This is a genomic window from Pseudomonas sp. TH10 (assembly GCF_016651255.1).
Classification (GTDB): Bacteria; Pseudomonadota; Gammaproteobacteria; order Pseudomonadales; family Pseudomonadaceae; genus Aquipseudomonas.
Genome location: NZ_JAEKEG010000070.1, coordinates 1 through 22,351, shown reverse-complemented (window position 1 = coordinate 22,351; position 22,351 = coordinate 1). Strand labels below are relative to the sequence as shown.

17 protein-coding genes and 4 pseudogenes are annotated in these 22,351 nt (G+C 61.0%); 19 read left to right on the top strand and 2 right to left on the bottom strand.

What is annotated here, in order from left to right:
* Positions 1-17 precede the first annotated feature (17 nt).
* The 14 genes and pseudogenes from JFT80_RS11385 to JFT80_RS11325 all read left to right on the top strand — a co-directional run bounded on the left by JFT80_RS11385 (position 18) and on the right by JFT80_RS11325 (position 17,153).
* Entirely contained in the window at positions 18-2,174 is a 2,157-nt protein-coding gene (locus JFT80_RS11385; protein ID WP_201147925.1) for a type I secretion system permease/ATPase, read from the top strand.
* Entirely contained in the window at positions 2,164-3,531 is a 1,368-nt protein-coding gene (locus JFT80_RS11380) for an HlyD family type I secretion periplasmic adaptor subunit (RefSeq protein WP_201147924.1), read from the top strand. Before JFT80_RS11385 ends, JFT80_RS11380 begins: the two co-directional genes overlap by 11 nt.
* 369 nt (positions 3,532-3,900) lie before the next feature.
* Positions 3,901-4,797, top strand: coding sequence for a TauD/TfdA family dioxygenase (locus JFT80_RS11375; RefSeq protein WP_201147923.1), 897 nt, complete (start codon positions 3,901-3,903; stop codon positions 4,795-4,797).
* An 18-nt stretch (positions 4,798-4,815) separates the two neighbouring features.
* Positions 4,816-5,841, top strand: coding sequence for an ABC transporter substrate-binding protein (locus tag JFT80_RS11370; protein WP_201147922.1), 1,026 nt, complete (start codon positions 4,816-4,818; stop codon positions 5,839-5,841).
* 5 nt (positions 5,842-5,846) lie between these two features.
* Positions 5,847-6,707 carry an ABC transporter ATP-binding protein gene (locus JFT80_RS11365; protein WP_201147921.1) on the top strand — a complete coding sequence of 287 codons (861 nt, stop codon included), beginning with the start codon at positions 5,847-5,849 and terminating at the stop codon, positions 6,705-6,707.
* Between the two features lie 20 nt (positions 6,708-6,727).
* A pseudogene (locus tag JFT80_RS11360) lies at positions 6,728-7,593 on the top strand (ABC transporter permease).
* Between the two features lie 169 nt (positions 7,594-7,762).
* Complete coding sequence (locus JFT80_RS11355; protein ID WP_201147920.1) at positions 7,763-8,680, top strand: LysR family transcriptional regulator; 918 nt, start codon at positions 7,763-7,765, stop codon at positions 8,678-8,680.
* 179 nt (positions 8,681-8,859) lie between these two features.
* On the top strand, positions 8,860-10,386 hold the full coding sequence (locus JFT80_RS11350) for an MFS transporter (protein WP_201147919.1): 1,527 nt from the start codon (positions 8,860-8,862) through the stop codon (positions 10,384-10,386).
* A gap of 25 nt (positions 10,387-10,411) precedes the next feature.
* The gene (locus tag JFT80_RS11345) at positions 10,412-11,476 is read left to right on the top strand and encodes an HlyD family secretion protein (protein WP_201147918.1); all 1,065 of its coding nucleotides are present in this window, start codon (positions 10,412-10,414) and stop codon (positions 11,474-11,476) included.
* Positions 11,473-13,053, top strand: coding sequence for an efflux transporter outer membrane subunit (locus JFT80_RS11340; protein ID WP_201147917.1), 1,581 nt, complete (start codon positions 11,473-11,475; stop codon positions 13,051-13,053). Before JFT80_RS11345 ends, JFT80_RS11340 begins: the two co-directional genes overlap by 4 nt.
* Positions 13,054-13,124: 71 nt before the next feature.
* Complete coding sequence (locus JFT80_RS11335; RefSeq protein ID WP_122840815.1) at positions 13,125-13,634, top strand: sigma-70 family RNA polymerase sigma factor; 510 nt, start codon at positions 13,125-13,127, stop codon at positions 13,632-13,634.
* A pseudogene (locus JFT80_RS11330) lies at positions 13,631-14,588 on the top strand (FecR domain-containing protein). Before JFT80_RS11335 ends, JFT80_RS11330 begins: the two are co-directional and overlap by 4 nt.
* Positions 14,589-14,958: 370 nt before the next feature.
* The gene (locus JFT80_RS25465; RefSeq protein WP_374091345.1) at positions 14,959-15,300 is read left to right on the top strand and encodes a TonB-dependent receptor plug domain-containing protein; all 342 of its coding nucleotides are present in this window, start codon (positions 14,959-14,961) and stop codon (positions 15,298-15,300) included.
* Positions 15,297-17,153, top strand: a complete 1,857-nt coding sequence (locus JFT80_RS11325; RefSeq protein ID WP_374091344.1) for a TonB-dependent siderophore receptor — start codon at positions 15,297-15,299, stop codon at positions 17,151-17,153. Before JFT80_RS25465 ends, JFT80_RS11325 begins: the two co-directional genes overlap by 4 nt.
* A 179-nt stretch (positions 17,154-17,332) precedes the next feature.
* On the opposite strand, the gene JFT80_RS11320 is transcribed toward JFT80_RS11325, so the two are convergent.
* Both JFT80_RS11320 and JFT80_RS11315 read right to left on the bottom strand, forming a co-directional pair.
* A complete protein-coding gene (locus tag JFT80_RS11320) occupies positions 17,333-18,091 on the bottom strand; it encodes a slipin family protein (protein ID WP_201147916.1) in 759 nt (252 codons plus the stop codon).
* A gap of 2 nt (positions 18,092-18,093) precedes the next feature.
* Positions 18,094-18,624, bottom strand: coding sequence for an NfeD family protein (locus JFT80_RS11315; RefSeq protein ID WP_201147915.1), 531 nt, complete (start codon positions 18,622-18,624; stop codon positions 18,094-18,096).
* A 200-nt stretch (positions 18,625-18,824) separates the two neighbouring features.
* Between JFT80_RS11315 and JFT80_RS11310 the strand changes: the two are divergent.
* From JFT80_RS11310 to JFT80_RS11290, 5 genes and pseudogenes are all read left to right on the top strand, one after another.
* A pseudogene (locus JFT80_RS11310) lies at positions 18,825-19,285 on the top strand (aminoacyl-tRNA deacylase).
* A gap of 118 nt (positions 19,286-19,403) precedes the next feature.
* Positions 19,404-19,649, top strand: a complete 246-nt coding sequence (locus tag JFT80_RS11305) for a DUF2789 domain-containing protein (protein ID WP_201147914.1) — start codon at positions 19,404-19,406, stop codon at positions 19,647-19,649.
* Between the two features lie 124 nt (positions 19,650-19,773).
* Entirely contained in the window at positions 19,774-20,202 is a 429-nt protein-coding gene (locus JFT80_RS11300) for a MarR family winged helix-turn-helix transcriptional regulator (protein ID WP_201147913.1), read from the top strand.
* Positions 20,199-22,271: an FUSC family protein gene (locus tag JFT80_RS11295; RefSeq protein WP_201147912.1), complete on the top strand. Its 2,073-nt coding sequence runs from the start codon at positions 20,199-20,201 to the stop codon at positions 22,269-22,271. Before JFT80_RS11300 ends, JFT80_RS11295 begins: the two co-directional genes overlap by 4 nt.
* Positions 22,268-22,351: pseudogene (locus JFT80_RS11290) on the top strand (DUF1656 domain-containing protein); the annotation flags it as partial. The gene JFT80_RS11295 and the pseudogene JFT80_RS11290, both read left to right, overlap by 4 nt.

The following is a 22,351-nucleotide window of genomic DNA, read 5'->3' as shown; positions in this document are numbered from 1 at the left end:
AGCCAAGAGTGTCGAGCGTGGAATCAGAAGTCAGTCGAGTTCATCTCAGTCATGATCCACGCGCGTTGCACGACGATCCATTACTGGATGGTCTGCTCGCCCTTTGCATGCTGCACCAGAAGCCCGCCAGCGCGGCGATGTTGACCACAGGCCTGCCATTGCCCAAGCAGCGACTGAGTGTTGAGTTGCTGCCGCGCGCTGCGGCCCGTGCTGGCCTGCAAGGGCGAGTGCTGGTGCGCAAGCTGGAGCAGATACCAGAGATCGCAATGCCCGCGCTGCTGCTGCTCAAGGACGGTCGAAGCGCCGTCCTTCTCGGCTGGCATGGCGAAGACCAGGCTCGCCTGCTGTTGAGCGAAAGCGACGGCGGCGAGAGTCTCGTCGCTCGAGAATTGCTGGCCGACGACTACATAGGCAAAGTGTTCTTCGCCCAACCCCAACATAAATTCGACGTCAATCACGGCACGCTCATTCCCCGCGCGCGGTCGTGGTTTCGCGACACCCTCAAGCGTTCCCGCTGGCTGTATGCCGATGCGATCGCGGCGAGTTTCCTGATCAACATCATCGCCATGGCCGCGCCGCTGTTCGTGATGAACGTCTATGACCGCGTGGTACCGAACCAGGCCGAAGCAACCCTGTGGGTACTCGCCCTGGGCATCACTGGCGCGTACATTTTCGACCTGATCCTCAAGAGCCTGCGCAGCCTGTGCCTGGATCTTGCCGGTAAGAAAACCGACCTGATCATCTCCGCGACGCTGTTCGAGCGCATCGTCGGCATGGCGATGAAATACCGCCCGGCGCGGGTCGGCAGCTTTGCGCAGAACATCCACGAGTTTCAGAGCCTGCGCGACTTCCTCGCGTCGCTGACCCTGACCAGCCTGATCGACCTGCCGTTCACCATCCTGATTTTCATCGTCATCGCCATTCTCGGCGGGCATCTGGTGTGGATTCCGGTGCTGGCCTTCCCGATTGCCTTGCTGATCGGCTACGCCTTGCAGAAGCCACTGGTCGCGACCATGGAACGCACCATGGCCCTCGGCGCCGAGCGCCAGTCGAGCCTGATCGAAACCCTCGCCGGCCTCGACGCGGTCAAGGTCAACAACGCCGAGAGCGAACGCCAATATCAGTGGGAACAGACCATCGGCACCCTCAGCCGCCTCGAACTGCGGGTGAAAATGCTCTCCGGCCTGGCGATGAATATCACCTTGCTGATTCAGCAATTGGCCGGGGTGATCATGATCGTCTTCGGCGTGTACCAGATCATCGATGGTCACTTGAGCATGGGCGGTCTGATTGCCTGCTACATGCTCAGCGGCCGCGCGCTCAGTCCGTTGGCATCGCTGTCGGGTCTGCTGACCCGTTATCAGCAGGCGCGGGTGACCATGACCTCGGTCGACCAGATGATGGAGCTGCCGCAGGAGCGCAACTTCGAAGAGCGCCCGCTGAGCCGCAAGGTTCTGCAAGGCGCCATCGAGTGCCGCCAGCTCAATTTCACCTACCCGGAACAACAGAACCCGGCGCTGAAGAACATCAACCTGGTGATTCGTCCCGGCGAGAAAATCGGCATCATCGGCCGCAGCGGTTCGGGCAAGAGTTCGCTGGCAAAACTGCTGGTCGGCCTGTATCAACCGGATGACGGCGCGTTGCTGGTGGACGGGGTGGATATCCGCCAGATCGACGTCAGCGAACTGCGCTACAACATCGGCTACGTGCCGCAGGACATCCAGCTGCTGTCCGGCACGCTGCGCGACAACCTGGTCTCCGGCGCACGTTACGTGGAAGACGAAATGGTCCTGCAAGCCGCCGAACTGGCTGGCGTCCATGAATTCGCCCGCCTGCACCCGCAGGGGTATGAGTTGCAGGTGGGTGAGCGGGGGCAAAACCTGTCTGGCGGTCAGCGGCAGAACGTGGCCCTGGCCCGGGCCCTGCTGCTCAACCCGCCGATACTGCTGCTCGATGAGCCGACCAGCGCCATGGATAACACCGGTGAAGAACGCCTCAAGCAACGCCTCGCAGCGGTGATTGAAAACAAGACCGTGGTGCTGGTGACGCACCGTGCCTCGCTGTTGTCGCTGGTCGATCGCCTGATCGTCATCGACCGTGGGCAGATACTCGCCGATGGGCCGAAAGCCGTGGTGATGGAAGCGTTGAAAAAGGGGCAAATCAGTGTTGCTTAAGTCGGGTTTCAAGGATTCGATCCGTCGCTACTTCAAGGGCACTGCCTCGCTGCAGGGCCAGCCATTGCCGGAGGTCAACAAGGCACTGATCGAGGACGCCCCGCGCGTCGTGCGCCTGACCATCTGGGCGATCATCGGCTTCTTCGTATTCCTGATGCTGTGGGCCAACTTCGCCGTGATCGATGAAGTGACCAAGGGCGACGGCAAGGCGATTCCGTCGTCGAAGATTCAGAAGATCCAGAACCTTGAGGGCGGCATCGTCTCTGAGCTGTTCGTCAAGGAAGGCCAGATTGTTGAAGCCGGCGCGCCGCTGATTCGTCTCGACGACACGCGTTTTGCCTCCAACGTTGGTGAAACCGAAGCTGATCGGCTGTCGATGTTGCTGCGCGTCGAGCGTCTGAGCGCCGAGGTCGACGACCGTCCGCTGAATTTCCCCGAGGACGTGCTCAAAGCCGTGCCGGGTCAGGCGAAAAGCGAAGAATCGCTGTACATCAGCCGCCGTCAGCAACTGCACGACGAGATCGGTGGCTTGCAGGAGCAGTTGATTCAGCGTCAGCAAGAGCTGCGCGAATTCGGCTCCAAGCAAGCGCAGTATCGTCAGCAACTCGGCTTGCAGCGTCAGGAAATCAACATGTCCGAGCCGCTGGTGGCGCAGGGAGCGGTGTCCCCGGTTGAAGTGCTGCGACTTAAGCGTGCCGAAGTGGAAACCCGTGGGCAGCTCGACGCCACCACGCTGGCAATCCCGCGTGCCGAGTCGGCGATCAAGGAAGTGCAGCGCAAAATTGATGAAACCCGCGGCAAATTTCGCAGCGAAGCGCTGACCCAGCTTAACGAAGCGCGCACCGACCTGAACAAGGCCAGTGCGACCGGCAAGGCCCTGGAAGATCGCGTCAGCCGTACGTTGGTCACCTCGCCAGTGCGCGGCATCGTCAACAAGTTGCTGGTCAACACCATCGGCGGCGTGATCCAGCCGGGTAGCGACATGGTCGAGATCGTCCCGCTGGACGACACCCTCCTTGTCGAAGCGAAGATCCGTCCACAGGACATTGCCTTCCTGCATCCGGGGCAGGAAGCGATAGTGAAATTCACCGCGTATGACTACACCATTTATGGCGGGCTGAAGGCCCAGCTGGAGCAGATCGGCGCTGACACCATCACCGACGAAGACAAGAAAACCACCTACTACGTGATCAAGGTGCGCACTGAGCGCAGCCACTTGGGTACTGATGACAAGCCGTTACTGATCATCCCGGGAATGGTTGCGTCGGTGGACATCATCACTGGCAAGAAGTCGGTGCTGAGCTACCTGCTCAAGCCGATCATCCGCGCACGGGCCGAGGCGTTGCACGAACGCTAGATTTTCAGCGCTGCTGCCGGCCTCATCGCGAGCAAGCTCGGCTCCTACAGGTTATGTGTCGAACGCAAAATTGCGTTCAACCCAGCCCTGTAGGAGCCGAGCTTGCTCGCGAAGGCGTCCGCCCCATTCGCCACATCCTGCCCATAAGTGACAAAAACCGTCACTCACCATCCAGTCCATTCCTCACCATTCGCCATATCGTTATTCGCTAACGGTATTTAATTTCCAATTCTTATAGCTATAAAGTCACTCCCCTGCGTACCTGCCGACCAATCGGCGCGCCGCACGACCTGAACCAACACGCAATCCAGCGTGAGTTTCTGATCGACGCGCGCGCCCATGAGCGCGCCGTGCGTGGGAGATTGAAAGATGTCCGCAGCTACTGCTTCCCCAAGCGCCGCGAGCGCCGCGCCGCAAGCCTTCGAGATTCGCCCGTTCAGCGGTGCTGTCGGTGCCGAAATCATCGGCCTTGACCTGTCCCGCCCGATCAATGATCAGGATTTCGCCCGCATTCACCGAGCGCATCTGGATCACCATGTCGTGGTGTTCCGTGACCAACGCATCACCCCGCAACAGCAGATCGACTTTAGCCGCCGCTTCGGCGTGTTGCAGATCCATGTGCTCAAGCAGTTCTTGCTGGCCAATCACCCGGAAATCCTCATCGTTTCCAATATCGTCGAAAACGGCCAGAACATCGGCCTCGGCGATGCCGGCAAATTCTGGCACTCCGACCTCTCTTATAAAGAGCTGCCAAGTCTCGGCTCGATGCTGCACGCGCAGGAACTGCCATCCGAAGGTGGCGACACCTTGTTCGCTGACATGCACAAAGCCTGGGACAACCTGCCCGAAGCGCTGCGCAAAGCGGTCGAAGGGCGCTCTGCCGCGCATTCGTACACGGCGCGCTACAGCGAAACCAAATTCGAAGGCAACTGGCGTCCGACCCTGACGCCGGAGCAGTTGGCGCAGGTCGCCGAAGTGGTGCACCCGATCGTGCGTACCCACCCGGAAAACGGCCGCAAGGCGCTGTTCGTCAGTGAAGGTTTCACCACGCGCATCGTCGGCCTGCCAGAGGACGAGAGCCAACAACTGCTCGCCGAGCTCTACGCCCACAGCGTCCTGCCGCAAAACATCTACCGCCATCAGTGGCAGCCCCACGACATGGTGTTCTGGGACAACCGCTCGCTGATCCACCTCGCCGCCGGATGCCCAAGTCATCTGCGCCGCAAGCTGTTTCGCACGACCATTCAGGGCGACGCGCCTTTCTGATTCGCCGGAGATTCGATCATGTCCAAACGTCTTCCATTTGCACCGCTGGCCGCCGCCATCGGTCTCGGTTTCAGCCTGATCGCCGGCAGCCTGGTGGCGCCGACCGCAGCCCACGCCGAGGGTGAAATCCGCATCGCCGAACAGTTCGGCATTGTCTATTTATTGCTCAACGTGGTGCGCGATCAGGGCCTGATCGAGAAGTACGGCAAGCAGGAAGGCCTTGATATCAAGGTCGACTGGACGCAGCTGTCCGGTGGCGCCGCGGTCAACGATGCGCTGCTCTCCGGCTCCATCGACATTGCCGGCGCTGGCGTCGGGCCGTTGCTGACTATCTGGGATCGCACCCATGGCAAGCAGAACGTCAAAGCCGTGGCCTCGCTGGGCAACTTTCCTTACTACCTGGTGAGCAACAATCCCAAGGTCAAAACCATTGCTGACTTCACCGAGAAGGATCGTATTGCGGTGCCGGCGGTGGGCGTCTCCGTGCAGTCGCGTTTCCTGCAATACGCAGCGGCCAGGCAGTGGGGCGACAAGGAATTCAATCGCCTCGACAAGTACACCATCGCCGTTCCGCACCCGGACGCCACTGCGGCGCTGATCGCCGGTGGCACCGAGTTGACCGGGCATTTCTCCAATCCGCCGTTCCAGGATCAGGCGCTGGAAAACCCGAACGTGCATGTCGTGCTCAATTCCTACGACGTGCTCGGCCCGAACTCGCCGACCGTGTTGTTCGCCACCGAGAAATTCCGCAACGACAATCCGAAAACCTACAAAGCCTTCGTCGAAGCGCTGACCGAAGCCGCGCAATTCGCGCAGAACGATAAAGGCGCGGCGGCCGACACTTACATCCGCGTGACCAAAGCCAAGATCGACCGCGCGGCCTTGCTGAAAATCATCGACAACCCGCAGTTCGAATTCAGCGTTACGCCGAAAAACACTTATCCACTGGCCGAGTTCCTCTACCGCGTCGGCGCGATCAAGAACAAGCCTGAGTCGTGGAAGGACTACTTCTTCCAGGATGCCAAACCGCTGCAAGGGAGCTGACCGACATGAACGCCCCTTTGCCAGGCCACGCGGCCAGCAACCCGATCGCCACTGCGCAAGCGCTGTTGGCGGTGGATCAAGTCAGCCTTGAATACCGCACGCCGCAACGGGTGGTGCGGGCCACTCACCAGGTCAGTTTCGAAGTCGATCAGCAGGATCGCTTCGTGCTCCTTGGCCCCTCCGGTTGCGGCAAATCGACGTTGCTCAAAGCCGTCGCAGGATTCATTGCGCCGTGCGAAGGCGAGATTCGTCTGCAAGGTCAGCGCGTCGACGCGCCGGGGCCGGACCGCATCGTGGTGTTTCAGGAATTCGACCAGCTCCCGCCCTGGAAAACCGTGAAGCAGAACGTCATGTTTCCGCTGCTGGCCTCTAAAACTCTCAAGCGCAAAGAAGCTGAAGAGCGCGCGCTGCACTACCTCGACAAGGTTGGTCTGGGTGCGTTCGCCGATGCCTACCCGCATACCCTGTCCGGTGGCATGAAGGCGCGTGTCGCCATCGCTCGCGCCTTGGCCATGCAGCCCAAAATCCTGCTCATGGACGAGCCCTTCGCCGCCCTCGACGCCCTAACCCGGCGCAAGATGCAGGAAGAGCTGCTGCTGCTATGGGAAGAGGTGCGCTTCACCTTGCTGTTCGTCACTCACTCCATCGAAGAAGCTTTGGTGGTGGGCAATCGCATCCTCCTCCTGTCGCCCCATCCGGGACGAGTGCGGGCGGAAGTCCACAGCCATCAATACGATTTGCACAGCCTCGGAGGATCGCAATTTCAAGCGTCGGCGCGCCGGATTCACCGGTTGCTGTTCGATGAAGGCCAGTCGCCGGAAACCGAGCGTGAGCTGGATTTTTCCGATATCCGCATCGCTTATTGAGCCATTGAGAGGAGTGCCCGATGAGCCTTTTATCATCCCCGCGTAAAGAGTTTGAAACTGACCTGCAGCCACTGTTGAGTGTTCCGGTTGAGCGTGAGCTGCCGTTGCGCCAGCGCTTTGGCAACAGGGTTGGCTGCGTAAAAGCCTGATCCTGATTTTGCTCGCGGTCATCTGGGAAATCGTCGCCCGGGTGCAGAACAACGATCTGCTGCTACCCAGTTTTGTACAAACCAGCCATGCGCTGTACGACGGTCTGCTCAGCGGTGAATTGTTGGGCAAGGTGTGGATATCGCTGGTGGTGCTGCTCAAGGGCTATCTGATCGGTATCGTGTTGGCGTTTGCCCTGACCACGCTGGCGGTTTCGACCCAGTTTGGACGGGATCTGCTGAGCACGCTGACTTCGATGTTCAATCCGCTGCCGGCGATTGCCTTGCTGCCGCTGGCCCTGCTGTGGTTTGGGCTGGGGCAGAACAGTCTGATTTTTGTACTGGTGCATTCGGTGCTGTGGGCGCTGGCGCTGAACACCTACGCGGGGTTTCTCGGTGTGTCGGAAACCCTGCGCATGGCCGGGCGCAATTACGGGCTGAAGGGCATGCGCTTTGTGCTGTTCATCCTGATTCCGGCGGCGTTGCCGTCGATTCTTGCCGGGCTGAAGATTGGCTGGGCGTTTGCCTGGCGCACGTTGATCGCGGCTGAACTGGTGTTTGGGGCGACCAGCGGTAAGGGTGGACTGGGTTGGTACATCTTCCAGAATCGCAATGAGCTGTACACCGACAAGGTGTTTGCCGGTTTGGCGGTGGTGATCCTGATCGGCTTGCTGGTGGAGAACCTGGTGTTCGACACGCTGGAGCGGGTGACCGTTAAACGCTGGGGGATGCAGCGGTAAGCCTTCACCTCTCTTAACCTGGGGAGCAAAGCTTGCTCACGATTGCCGTAACGCTGTCTAACTGATCAACGCGTCATCGCTCATCGCGAGCAAGCTTTGCTCCTACAGGGTGCACGTTCACTGTTAGGATTGCGCCTAAGTCAATCCTGATCGTTTACGAGTGCTCAACATGCAACTCCCGGACATGAATCTTCTGGTCGCCCTCGACGCCTTGCTCGACGAGGGCAGTGTGGTCGGTGCCGCGCGGCGGATGAACCTCAGCCCGGCGGCGATGAGCCGCACGCTGACACGAATCCGCGAAGCCATCGGTGATCCGATTCTGGTGCGCGCCGGTCGGGGGCTGGTGCCGACGCCCAAAGCGCTGGAGCTGCGTGAGCAGGTTCGCGATGTGGTCGAGCAGGCTGCGCTGCTGTTCCGCTCGGCTGACGACGTCGATCTGAGTACTTTGCGCCGACGCTTCAGCATTCGCGCCAATGACTTTTTCATTGGCGTGTACGGCGGCAAACTGTTCGACACCATGGAGCGCCAGGCGCCGCACTGTGAGCTGCGCTTTGTCCCGGAAGGTGATGGCGACGATGAAGCGCTGCGTGAAGGGCGGATAGACCTGAGCGTGAGCAACACTCGCCCCGTCAGCCCGGAAGTCAAAGTGCAGAATCTGTTTTCCACCCATTTCGTCGGCCTGGTGCGCGAGGATCATCCGCTGCTCGACGGCGAAATCACTGCGGAACGCTACGCCGGGTTTTCTCACATCAGCATGTCCCGCCGTGGCATTGCTCGCGGCCCTATCGATACGGCGTTGAACGCTTTGGGCCTGGAGCGGCGGGTGGCGGTGATTGCGCCGAGTTTCCATGCAGCGATGTTTGCCTTGCCTGATTCCGATCTGATCTTGCCGGTGCCCAAGGAGGCGTTGCTCAGCGTGCGGCGGTTAGGCCTGAAGCTGCGCTCGTTTGACCTGCCGATCCCGTTGCCGACGTTGATGCTGACCCAGGCTTGGCACCCGCGTTTCGACAAGGATCCGGCGCATCGCTGGCTGCGTGAGACGTTGAAGTCGTGTTGTGATGAGACTTGGTCGGCGGCGCAGCCTTAAAAGATCAGAGGATCGCAGTCACCTTCAGGTATGCCTGTAGGAGCTGCCGAAGGCTGCGATCTTTTGATCTTTTATGACGATTGCGCCCCACGCACTTATAACCTGCCAATAAGTTGATTTTCGTCAGCTGCCACCCTTCATAAAATAGCCGGGTATTCAAATCCCGGAGCCTGCAGTACATGACTTCCCTCACGGTCCCGGCACCTGTCGCCACGGCCGCTGCTTCGCCCCCGGTATTCGGCCCGCGGATTATCATCGGCCTGGTCGGCGTGCTCATCGCCGTGCTGGTGTCCGGCCTGAACGAGATGGTCACCAAGGTGGCCCTCGCCGACATCCGCGGTGCGCTGGCCATTGGTTACGACGAAGGTACCTGGCTGGTCGCCAGCTACACCGCTACATCGGTGGCGGCCATGGCCTTCGCTCCGTGGTGTTCGGTGACCTTCTCTCTGCGCCGGTTCACGCTCTGGGCCATCGGCGTATTTACCGTGCTCGGCGTGCTTTGTCCGTTCGCCCCGAATTACGAAAGCCTGCTGCTGATGCGTACCCTGCAGGGCCTGGCCGGCGGTGCATTGCCGCCGATGCTGATGACCGTCGCGCTGCGCTTCCTGCCGCCGAATTTCAAACTCTATGGCTTGGCCGGTTACGCGCTGACGGCCACTTTCGGCCCTGGCCTCGGCACACCGCTGGCCGGGTTGTGGACTGAATACTTCGGCTGGCAATGGACGTTCTGGCAAATCATCGGGCCGTGCCTGATTGCCATGGTCATGGTGGCTTACGGCATTCCGCAGGATCCGCTTCGCCTGGAGCGCCTCAAGACGTTCAACTGGAAAGGGCTGCTGCTGGGTTTTCCGGCGATCTGCATGCTGGTGATCGGCCTGTTGCAGGGCAATCGGCTGGACTGGTTTGAGTCCAATCTGATCTGCGCGCTGCTCGGCTGTGGATCTTTGCTGTTGGTGGCTTTATTGATCAACGAGTGGTCGCAGCCGATTCCGTTTTTCAAAATGCAGATGCTCGGCATCCGCAACCTGTCGTTCGCGCTGATGACCCTGGCCGGCGTGCTGGTGGTGCTGCAAGCGGTGGTGTTGATTCCGTCGAGCTATCTGGCGCAAGTGCAGGGTTATCGCCCGGTGCAGACCGCGCCGATCATGCTGATCGCGGCGTTGCCGCAGTTGCTCGCGCTGCCGCTGGTGGCCGCGCTGTGCAACTTGCGCTGGGTCGATTGCCGCTGGGTGTTGGGGATCGGTTTGAGCATGCTGGTGCTGTCCTGCCTGGGCGGGTCGCTGCTGACCGCGGAATGGATTCGCGACAATTTCTACGTCCTGCAATGGCTGCAGATTTTCGGCCAGCCGATGTCGGTGTTGCCGTTGTTGATGCTCTCGACCGGCAGCATTCAGCCAATGGACGGGCCGTTTGCCTCGGCATGGTTCAACACGGTCAAGGGCCTGTCGGCGGTGATCGCCACCGGCGTGATTGAGGCGCTGACCACCGCAAGACAACATTTTCACTCGACCATGCTGGTCGACCGTCTCGGCAATTCGCCCCTGGCGGACAGTGACAGTGCCGGCCTCGCTCACCGTTTGCACCAGCAGGTCGTCGTGCTCACCGCATCGGATCTCTACCTGTGCATGGCCGGCGTCGCAATGGCGCTGATCCTGCTGATTTTCTGGATGCCAACGCGGATCTATCCGCCCCGGGCCCCGACTTGAACGCTCCACGAAACAGAAGGTTTTTATGACGACTCTCTCCAGGAAAAAAGCGGCCGTCGGCATCGCGGCGGTGGTTACGCTTGGCGTATTGATTTACCTGCTGGCACCCGGTTTGTTTGGCAAGCGTACGCAGCAGAACACCAATGACGCGTTCGTCTCCGCTGATTTCACCTTGGTGGTGCCGCGCGTGGCCGGCTTCATCAAGGAAGTGCTGGTGGAGGACAACCAGCGGGTGAAGGCCGGGCAGTTGCTGGCGCTGATCGATGATCGCGATTTGCGTGCTGCCGCCGAAGCGGCTGATGCGCAGACACTGGTCGCCCGTGCGCAATTGCAGAATGTGCGGGCAACGCTGGAGCGCCAGACTTCCGTGATCGCCCAGGCGCAAGCGAGCGTGGTATCGGCCAAGGCAGAAATGGCCTTCGCCCAGCAGGAATTGAATCGCTACAACCATTTGGCAGGCGTCGGTGCCGGCACCGTGCAGAACGCGCAACAGGCCCGTACGCGCATCGATCAGGCCTCCGCGCGGCTGGACACCGCGAGCGCAAAACTGGCCGCCGAACGCAAGCAGGTCGAAGTCCTCACCGCGCAGCGTGATGCCGCCGAAGGCACTTTGAAGCACGCACAAGCGGCGCTGGAAATCGCCAGTTTTGAACTTTCCTACACGCGCATCACCGCGCCGCAGGACGGCATGGTCGGCGAGCGTGCCGTGCGGGTTGGCGCCTATGTGACGCCGGGCAGCAAGCTGCTGGCGGTGGTGCCGTTGCAGCAGGCCTATGTGGTGGCCAACTTTCAGGAAACGCAATTGACCGATGTGCAGCCCGGGCAGCAAGTGCAAGTGCACGTCGATAGTCTCGGCGGTGAAGCCCTGCGTGGCCGCGTCGAGAGTATCGCTCCGGCCACCGGCGTGACCTTTGCGGCGGTGAAGCCGGACAACGCCACCGGCAACTTTACCAAAGTGGTGCAGCGGATTCCGGTGAAGATTGTGCTGGAGCCGGGGCAGCCACTGGCCGAGCGACTGCGGGTGGGGATGTCGGTGGAGGCGAGTATCGATACTGCCGCGACCGATAAGCATGAGGTGGCGCAACGATGAACGGATTGGTTGATTGGGCCGGCGCTTTCGCGAGCAAGCCCGCTCCCACAAGGGGCCTGATTCATTCCCCCACGTTTTGCCTGGGCTCTGATCACCTGTGGGAGCGGGCTTGCCCGCGAAGAGGCCGCAAGCCAAAACTCACCCTCTGTGCCTTACTGGTAATAAGCCTCTCAGCCTGCACGGTCGGCCCCGACTTCCAGAAACCCCAGGTACAGCAAATGGCCGACTGGTCGCAGCCCACCAAGGCGGCCGCGAGTCAGGCGGTCGCCGAAAACATGGACGAGCGCTGGTGGGAAGTCTTCAACGATCCCAAACTTTCAGCGCTCACCCAGCGCGCCCTGACCGACAACTTGGACCTCAAACTCGCCAGCAGTCGCTTGCAGCAAAGCCGCGCAGCACGCCAGGTGATCACCGCCGACCGTTACCCCAACACCGCCGCCACCGGCAGCTATGGGCGTAAACGCAACAGCGGCGAAGGCTTGAACGACCCTTCGGGCAACAACGGTGACTCGGCCTTCAATTTGTGGGACGCCGGCTTCTCGGCGTCCTGGGAGCTGGATTTCTGGGGCCGGGTGCGGCGCGAGACCGAGGCTGCCGATGCCACCCTCGAAGTCGCCGAAAATGATCGTCGCGGGGTACTGCTGTCGGTGCTCGCCGAAACCGCCCGGGACTACATCCAGCTGCGCGGAGTACAAGGCACACGAGCAGTCACCGAACAAAACCTCGACGTCGCCCGGCACAGCCTCAAGCTGTCACAGCTGCGCCTGGCCGACGGCGTCGCCACGGACCTGGACGTCGCCGAAGCCGCTGCGCAAGTGTCCGCCATCGAGTCGCGCCTGCCGGCGCTTGAGCAACGCCAGTCGCAGTTGATCAACGCGTTGAGCCTGTTGATGGGGGAACCGCCCCATGCGCTGTCCGCTGAATTGGCCGCCGATGCACCGGTACCGCAGAGCCCAAGCCAGATCGCCATTGGCTTGCCTTCGCAACTGGCCGAGCGACGACCGGATATCCGTCAGGCCGAAGCACGGCTGCACGCTGCCACCGCGAGTATTGGCGTGGCCAAAGGCGATTTTTATCCACGGATTACCTTGTCAGGCAACGTCGGCTCCCAAGCGATGCAGTTGAGTGATTTCGGTAGCTGGGGTTCTCGCGCATTCGGCATCGGTCCGCAGTTCAGCCTGCCCTTGTTCGACGGCGGTCGCCTGCGCGGCGTGCTCAACCTGCGCGAAGCCCAGCAACAGGAAGCGGCTATCGCCTATCAGCAAACTGTCCTGCGCGCGTGGCACGAAATCGATGATCAGCTGAGCGCCTACAATGCCAGCCAGCGGCGTCGCGACAGCCTGGCCGAAGCCGTGCGCCAGAACCAGATCGCACTGACCACCGCGCAACGGCAATACGTCGAGGGCGTAGTCGATTTCGTCAACGTACTCACCGTACAAGGCGAACTGCTGGCGACCCAGGAACAGTGGGTAGAGAGCTCGACCGGGGTGTCGTTGGCGATGGTTGGCTTGTACAAAGCGCTGGGCGGTGGATGGGAGTCGGTGTATCCGCTTGAGGCAGCCACAGTTAGCCGTTGATCAATGTCGTTTTGCCAGTTGCTGCGTAAAGTGTAATGATAATTGCTATCAATCACACACGTAGACCACCCATGGACGCAGCAACTGACGGCAACGACTCTCTCCATCGTCTTTACCGCGATAACCATGGCTGGTTGCAAGGCTGGCTGCGCAAGCGCCTGGGGGATCGTGAGCATGCGGCGGATGTGGCCCAGGATACGTTTTTGCGCCTTCTGGTATCTGGGCGCCTGCCCGGCCCGCTGGAGAGCCGCAGCTATTTGACGCAGATTGCCCGCAACCTGGTGATCGACCAGTGGCGGCGGCTGCGGATCGAGCGCGCCTATCTGGAAAGCATCGCGCATCTGCCGGAGCCTGAGTCGCCGTCCCTGGAGACTCGCGCCCTGATCCTCGAAACCCTGACCCAGATCGACGCGATGCTCGACCGTATGCCGGACAACGTACGCCAGGCATTCCTGCTGTCGCAATTCGAAGGCCTGAGCTATGCGCAGATTGCCGAGCGGCTCGGGGTGACCGTCAGCTCGGTGCAGAAGTACATGACCCGGGCGATCCTTGCCTGCTACCAGTTGGTCTACGAATCATGAGCCGGGCGCTTGATGCTCCGATCGATACCGCGATCGTCGAGCAGGCCAGTGAATGGCTGATGCTGCATTGGGGCGGCGAACTGGATGCGGACCAACGCAAGGCATTCTCCAACTGGCAGCACGCCCATCCTGAGCATCGGCGCGCCTGGCAGCGATTGCAGCAGCTGCAGGAAACCTTCGGCGCGGTACCTGCGGGGTGCGCTCGGGCGGTGCTGCGAGACAGTCCCGATCCGCAGCGCCGGGCAGCGCTGAAAATGCTCGGCCTGTTGCTGGTGGCTGGCGGCAGCGGATATCTCCTGCAAAACCAGGTGTCCTGGCGCTCGACGTTCGCTGAGCACCGCACGGCGACCGGTGAAATCAGGCACATGACCCTGAGCGATGGCACCCGGCTCGACCTCAATAGCAACACGGCAGTCGACCTGCGCTTCACCGCGCAGGAGCGCCGTATTCGCTTGCTCAGCGGCGAAATCCTGCTCAGCAGTGGGCACGATCCGATCCGCCCATTGATCGTGGAAACCGCCAGCGGCGATGTCCAGGCGCTGGGGACCCGCTTCTCGGTGCGTGAAATGGACGACGGCGCGCGAGTTGAACTGTACGAAGGCCAATTGCGCATCAGCCCGCGCCATGGCGCCACCGCACACACTGAATGCCGGCGACAGCCTCTGGTTCAGCAGCGACGGTGCGGGCCACAAGCAACCTGCAAATCCAGATGACAGCAGCTGGAGCCAGGGCCGGCTGGTGGCCGAGCGGCAACCGCTGGGGCGTTTCCTGGCCGAGCTGGCGCGTTATCGACCGGGCTGGATTCGTTGCGACGAGGCGGCCTCCCAGCTGCTGTTGACCGGGGTGTTCCCGCTCGATGACACCGACGCGGTGCTGGCCGCCCTCGAGCGCACGTTGCCGGTGCATGTCGAGTCCGTGACCCGTTACTGGGTGACGGTAAAACGTCGCGCCTGATGCTGAAAAATAAATCAACCAAATGCTTGTCGGTTTTCATCCCCGTTCGGGATACCTCTTGAAAGCAAATCAAGAAGCATTCTCATGGGGAGTTCCGGAATGCCACACCGCCCGACACAGAAGATTTTCCTTTGAATGGTGTAATGCGCCGCGGCGTGTTCGCCACCCTGCTGGCCACTACACCGATGCTGCCGTCCCTGTCTTGGGCTGAAGAGGCAAGCGTCAGCCAGGTGCGCCAGTACAGCATCGGCGCCGGCAATCTCGATCAGGTCCTGAATCGTTTTGCCAGTCAGGCGGGGGATTCTACTGTCGGTGGACGCTCAGCTCACCCTCGGGCAAGCGCAGCACCGGGTTGCAGGGGCGGTTCGATGTGGCTCGAGGTCTTGAGCGCGTGCTGGCAGGCAGTGGCTTGCAGGCCGTTTACGCTCAGGGCGGCTGGTCGTTGCAAGCCGTCGCGCAAGACGGTCCGCTACAACTGGGCGTTACCCAGGTGAATGCCACCGAGGCGCTGGAAAATGCCTGGGGCCCGGTCGCTGGCATCGTTGCCAAGCGCAGTGCCACCGGGACCAAGACCGATGCGGCGCTGGTAGAAATTCCGCAAACCATCAACGTCGTCACCGCCGCCGAGATCAACTCACGCAGTGCGCAAAGTGTCACCGAAGCCCTGCGCTATACGCCGGGCATCACGGGCGGGGGTTCTCTGACCGGGTGAAGATTTTCGATGAGCCGACCTCGCGCGGGTTCTCGCCTACACCGTTGTACCTCGATGGCCTGCACCTGCCCTATGGCGGCGGCAGTACCGGTGGTGCGCTGCAGATCGAGCCTTACTCGCTCGAGCGGATCGAGGTGCTCAAGGGCCCGGCGTCGGTGCTGTATGGGCAGAATCAGCCAGGCGGTATCGTCAATCTGGTCAGCAAGCGCCCGACCGAAACGCCCCTGCATCAAATCAAATTCGAGGCCGGCAGCTATGACCATAAGAGCGCGGCCATCGACCTCGGTGGTCCGCTGGATGACGAGGGCAAGTTCCTCTATCGCCTGACCGCCCTGGCCAACGACAGCAATGACGAAATCGATTACGTCGAAGAACGGCGCCAGTTCATCGCGCCCAGTTTCACCTGGCGGCCGAGTGAAGACACCAGCCTGACAGTGTTCGCCCAGTACCAGAAAGACAAAGGCGTGCCCGAGGCCCAGGGCTTGCCAGCAGTCGGCACGCTGTTCGACAACCCCAACGGCAAGATCGACCGTGACCTGTTCCTCGGTGAGCCCGGCGTCAACGACTACCACCGTGAGCAGTACGCGTTCGGCTACGAGTTTTCCCACCGCCTGAACGACGTCTGGACCTTGAAGCAGAATGCGCGCTACGCCCGTGTCAACGACCACTACACCGCGCCGCTGCACGGTTACCGGTTCGTCACCAACCCCATCACCGGGCAGAACGACCAGCGTTACCAGACCCGCTACGGCGTGGACTGGCAACAGGACAACAAAGTCTTCGGCGTGGATAACATCGCCCAGGCCGAATTCGATACCGGTCCATTCAGCCATACGGCAATCGTCGGCCTTGATTACTACCACTTCAATTCAAAGTTCGACGGCCTGTACGACTACAACCCGCCGATCATCGACTTGTTCACGCCGACCTATGGCCAGCCGTTGAATTTCGGCAACAACTATCGCTGGGACAACACCATCACCCAGACCGGTTTATACGCCCAGGACCAGATCAAGCTCGACCAGTGGATCTTCGTCCTCGGCGGTCGTTACGACTGGGCCGAGACCGATAACAAGCAACCGCTCAGCGGCGCTCACACCAGCAGCAAGGATGAGAAATTCACCGGCCGCGGCGGCATCGTCTACCTGTTCGATAACGGCTTGGCACCCTTTATCAGCTACTCGGAATCGTTCCTGCCGCTCAGTGGCACCAACGTCCAGGGCAAAGCGTTCGACCCTTCCACCGGCAAGCAGTACGAGGCGGGCGTGAAATACCAGCCACCGGGGCAGAACAGCTTCGTGCAGATTTCCGCTTATGAGCTGGAACAGGAAAACATCCTGACCACCGATCTTGGCAACCCCGGGTTCAGCAACCAGAGCGGCGCCATACGCTCCAAAGGCATCGAGCTCGAAGCCAAGGCAGAGCTGACCGAGGCACTGGACGTGATCGCTTCGGCGTCGCGCAACGACATCAAGTACACCAAGGACAACGACGGCCGCAAAGGTCGCCACCCGGCGGGCAATCCACCGCTGACAGCCGCGCTCTGGGTCAACTACACCTTGCTCGGCGATACACCCTTGTCAGGATTGGGCGCCGGCCTGGGTGCGCGTTATGCCCGCGGCAGTTACGGCGATGACTACGAAGGCGCATTCCAGATCCCGTCCTACACCGTGTACGACGCCAGCCTGACTTACGACCTCGGCACCTCGGCATTTCGCCTCAAAGGCGTGAAGCTGGCGCTGAACGTGAAGAACCTGACGGACAAGGAATACGTCGCCAGTTGCGTCAGTGAGTGGGATTGCTACTACGGCGATGGCCGGACTGTGGTGTCGAGCCTGACTTACGATTGGTAAGGCGAATTGCAGAAACTGTGGGAGCTCGAACGACTCAACTCGAATCGACACCACAAATCCCTGTGGGAGCGGGCTTGCCCGCGAAAGATGCCGTCACATTCAGTATCCATGCTGACTAAGGCAGCGCTTTCGCAAGCAAGCCCGCTCCCGAGGGAACCGCATCTGCCGCGGCCGGCTCTTCAACCCTTCCCAGAAAAATCCGCCATCCCTTTAAGTAATTCGATCGGCAGCGGGAAGACAATCGTCGAACTCTTGTCCCCGGCAATCGAACTCAACGTCTGCATGTAGCGCAACTGCATGGCGCCAGGCTGCCGCCCGAGCATTTCAGCCGCCTGCATGAGTTTTTCCGACGCCTGCAATTCGCCCTCGGCGTGGATCACCTTGGCCCGTCGTTCGCGTTCGGCTTCAGCCTGTTTGGCGATGGCCCGCACCATCGATTCGTTGAGGTCGACGTGCTTGATTTCGACGTTGGCAACCTTGATGCCCCAGGCGTCAGTCTGTGCGTCGAGCACCTGCTGGATGTCGATGTTCAACTGTTCACGCTCTGCCAACAGCTCATCCAGTTCATGCTTGCCGAGCACCGCGCGTAATGTCGTCTGCGCCAGTTGGCTGGTGGCGGAAAGAAAATCCTCGACCTGAATAATCGCCTTCTGCGGATCGAGCACGCGGAAATACAGCACCGCGTTGACCTTGACCGAGACGTTGTCGCGGGTGATCACGTCTTGCGGCGGTACGTCGAGGACGACGGTGCGCAGGTCGACCCGAACCATTTGCTGCACCACCGGAATCAGCAGGATCAATCCAGGCCCTTTGACCTGCCAGAACCGCCCGAGCTGGAACACCACGCCGCGTTCGTATTCGCGCAGGATGCGGAACGTCGACCCGGCCAGGGCAATCACCAATAACAGCAGCGCAACAAAACCTATTTGCAGACCCATGATCACTCTCCGAGCGGCGCCGCGTCAGCCGCGGCCACTTGCAGCAACAATCCCTTGCGAGCCACCACGCGCACCGATTGCCCGGTTTGCAGCGGTGTGGCGCTGAGCACTTGCCAGCGCTCGCCTTGCAGTTGTACCCAGCCATTGCGCGCATCGCCCGGTTGCACGGTGGTGATCGCCGTCACGCTGCCGAGCAGGCCGGCATCGCCACTGACGGCGTGGCGCGGTCGGGTTTTGAGGGCGCGCACCAGCAGGAAGACCAGCAGCAACCCGCTGACCAGCCCCAGGCCGAGCATCATTGGTACCGGGACTTCGGTATTGGTCAGGATCACCGCGCCAATTACGAACATCACGATGCCGCCCAGGCCCATGACCCCATAATTAGGCAGGGCTGCTTCAGCGATCAGGAAACCAAGGCCGAAGATAATCAGCCAAACGCCGATCGGGTTGGCGCCCAGCAGCACGACCGGGTCCGCCGCGAAAGCTGATCCGCTCACCAGTAATATTGCAGTCGCACAACAACGGGTGTTCACGTGACCCTCCTGGAGAGTCAACAAGTGGCTCTGTATTCAGTCTAGTTGAGGGCTCGGCTGTATGAATTTTGATCAATCGGCACACTGGCCCGATGAGCGGATTTCCCCCGCGATCGCCTTGGCGGGCCTAGACTTTTGTAATGGAGCCAATGGGTTTAACCATCGTCCGCGGGTAATCCATGCGGACACCGAGGTGCATCATGCGTATGGCAAAAACTGTGCAGAGCAGCCTGGAAAAGGCCAACTGCGAATTTGACATCGTCAGTCACCCTCACTCGGCCAGCAGCCTGGAAACCGCGCGTGTCGCCGGTATTCCGGCCGAACGAGTGGCCAAGTCGGTGATCCTGGATGATCACCATGGGCGTTACCTGATGGCCGTCCTGCCGGCCAGTCGGCACCTGGACTTGAGCAAGGTCCGCGGCAGCGGGAGTGGCAGATCACTCGTGAAAGCAACCTGGCGCACCTGTTCAATGACTGCGAACGCGGAGCGGTGCCGGCGCTGGGTGAGTCCTACGGCCTGGACATGGTCATCGACCCGTTGCTGACGCGGCAAAAAGACATCTACCTGGAGGCGGGTAATCACAACAACCTGCTGCACATGAGTGTGCCGCAGTACTTGAAAATGGTGCCGCACGCGCAGGTCGTCGAGGTGAGTGATTGAATTCTGCGGCGTCAGCGACCTCTATTCGCGAGCAGGCTCGCTCCCGCAGGGAAAATGCGCTCAACTGTGGGGACGAGTCTGCTCGCGATTACTTCTTGATCACCATAGGAAGCCTGACATGGAATCCCCAACACATAGCTTGCCCTCTCTGTTCAAGCAGCTGGGGCTGGCCGACGATCCGGTCAGCATCGACCAGTTCATCGCCACCCACTCGCCGCTCAAGCCGGAACTGCACCTGGCGGACGCATTCTTCTGGACCCAGAGCCAGGCAACGTTCCTGCGGGACGAAATTCTGGATGATGCGGACTGGGCGGAGGTGGTTGACCAGTTGAATGTGTTGTTGAGAAAGGGGCGGGGAGGATAAGTCGACCGCTCGCGAGACAATTGTTTCAAAACTTGACTGAATTTCCCCTCCAATGCGATATTGATAGTTAGCAAACTAACAGTGTGTGCATTGTCTCGTGCCGAAGAACCTCGACGCTCTCCAGATGAATATCAGCAGTGCCATGGTGGTGGCCGCCAGGCATTGGCGGAAGATCTGCCAGACCACGCTGGTCAACTATGGAATCTCCGAAGCCTGCGCCGTGCCGTTGTTGATGATCGGGCGGTTGGGCGAGGGCGTGCGGCAGGTGCAGGTGGCGCAAGCAGCCGGGATGGAGAGTCCGTCGCTGGTGCGTCTGCTCGATCAGTTGTGTCATTCGGGTTACGTCTGCCGTACCGAAGATGCGCACGATCGCCGGGCCAAGTGCTTGAGCCTGACCGACAGCGGTCGTGAACTGGTGCAGGCCGTCGAGATCGAACTGGTGCGCTTGCGTCACGAGGTGCTTGAAGGCATCGATCAAAGCGATCTGGAAGCTACGTTGCGGGTGCTTCGGGCGTTCGAAGCGGCGAACGCGCCGTCGGTGACTGGCTCGTGAGCGGATTTTTTACCGGCATGCCCCCTGCGCGGGACTGGTTCTACGGGGTTCGCACGTTTGCCGCCTCCATGATCGCGCTCTACATCGCCATGCTCATGCAAATGCCCCGTCCATATTGGGCGATGGCCACGGTATATATCGTCTCCAGCCCTTTTGTCGGCCCCACCAGTTCCAAGGCGCTGTACCGTGCGGTCGGGACTTTTCTAGGCGCTATGGCAGCGGTTTTCTTCGTGCCGATGTTCGTGCAAAGCCCTTACGTACTGGTGGTGGTGATCGCGCTATGGACCGGGACGTTGCTGTTTCTGTCCCTGCACCTGCGTACTGCCAACAGCTATGCCTTGATGCTCGCTGGCTACACCTTGCCGCTGATCGCCTTGCCGGTGGTGGATAACCCGTTGGCGGTGTGGGATGTGGCCGAAGCGCGTACGGAGGAAATTTTCCTCGGTATCGCAGTAGCTGCGGTGGTTGGCGCGATGTTCTGGCCGCGCCGGCTGGCGCCGGTGTTCAACGACTCGGTGGGCAAATGGTTTACCGACGCTTCGACTTACAGCCTGCGGTTTCTCAATCGCCAGGTGCAGCCCGATGAAGTCAGCGCTCTGCGGGCCTCGATGGTCGCGACCTTCAACACCCTGGAACTGATGATCGGCCAGTTGCGTCACGAGGGTGCCCGGCCACAAACCGTGCGCAATACCAAAGAGCTGCGTGGGCGGATGATTCATCTGCTTCCAGTGATTGATGCCCTGGACGATGCACTGTATGCCCTGGAGCGGCGTACTCCCGAGCTGGTGGAGAAATTTGCCCCGTTGCTGGCGGCCACCACCCAATGGCTCGAACACAAGGACGCCGACCTGCATCGCTGGCAGGCCCTGAAAAACCAACTCGAAGCCCTGCAACCTGGCGCCGAGGCGCTGGATGATCGCAGGCAACTGTTGTTCTCCAATGCCATCTATCGCCTAGGTGAATGGATCGACCTGTGGCAGGACTGCCGCAGCCTGCAGCATGCCATTGAGTGCGAAAGCCAGGACAGCTGGCGCGCGGTGTATCGGCACTGGCGCCTGGGCCGGCTCTCGCCGTTCCTGGATCGTGGGCTGATGTTGTATTCGGCGGCATCGACGGTCACTGCGATCATCGTGGCGTCGGTGCTGTGGATCCTGCTCGGCTGGACTGACGGCGGCGCTGCAGTGATTCTCGCGGCCGTGGCGTGCAGCTTCTTCGCCTCGATGGACGACCCGGCGCCGCAGATTTACCGGTTTTTCTTCTGGACGGCGATGTCGGTGGTGTTCGCCAGCCTGTACCTGTTTCTGGTCCTGCCCAACCTGCATGACTTTCCGATGCTGGTGCTGGCGTTCGCGGTCCCGTTCATTTGCATTGGCACCCTGACGGTCAAGCCGCAGTTCTACCTCGGCATGCTGCTGACGCTGGTCAACACCTCGTCGTTCATCAGCATTCAGGGCGCTTACGATGCGGACTTTTTCGCCTTCGTGAACTCCAACCTGGCGGGGCCGATTGGTCTGTTGTTCGCGTTTATCTGGACGCTGGTGGCGCGCCCGTTCGGCGCCGAACTGGCGGCCAAGCGCCTGACCCGGTTCAGCTGGCGCGACATTGTCAGCCTCACCGAGCCGGCGACCCTGTCCGAACATCGGCACCTGGGCGTGCAGATGCTCGATCGCCTGATGCAGCACCTGCCGCGGCTGGCGATGACCGGCCAGGACACCGGCATTGCCCTGCGCGAAGTGCGCGTGGCGTTGAACCTGCTCGACTTGCTGGCCTACACGCCACGGGTCACAGGCGTTCCGCAGACGCTGCTGCACCAGGTAGTGGCGGAAGTTGGCGGCTACTTCAAGGCCTGCCTCAAGGCGGACGAACGCTTGCCCGCGCCGACGGCCCTGCAGATGACGCTCGATCGTACCCGCCGTGCGCTCACCACCGAGTGTGACGAAGGGGCGCGCCTGCACTTGCTCCACGCCCTGAGCGGGCTGCGCCTGGCACTGTTGCCGGGGGTGGAATTTGTCGGCACGGGCGAACTCGAAGAACCGCTTCCCCATGGCATCGATGGAGCGCCTTTATGATCGGTGATCTGGATATCAGCGGTGTTTTCCTGCCCACGCTGCTGGTGCTGATGGGCATTACTTACGTGATTTTCCTGCTG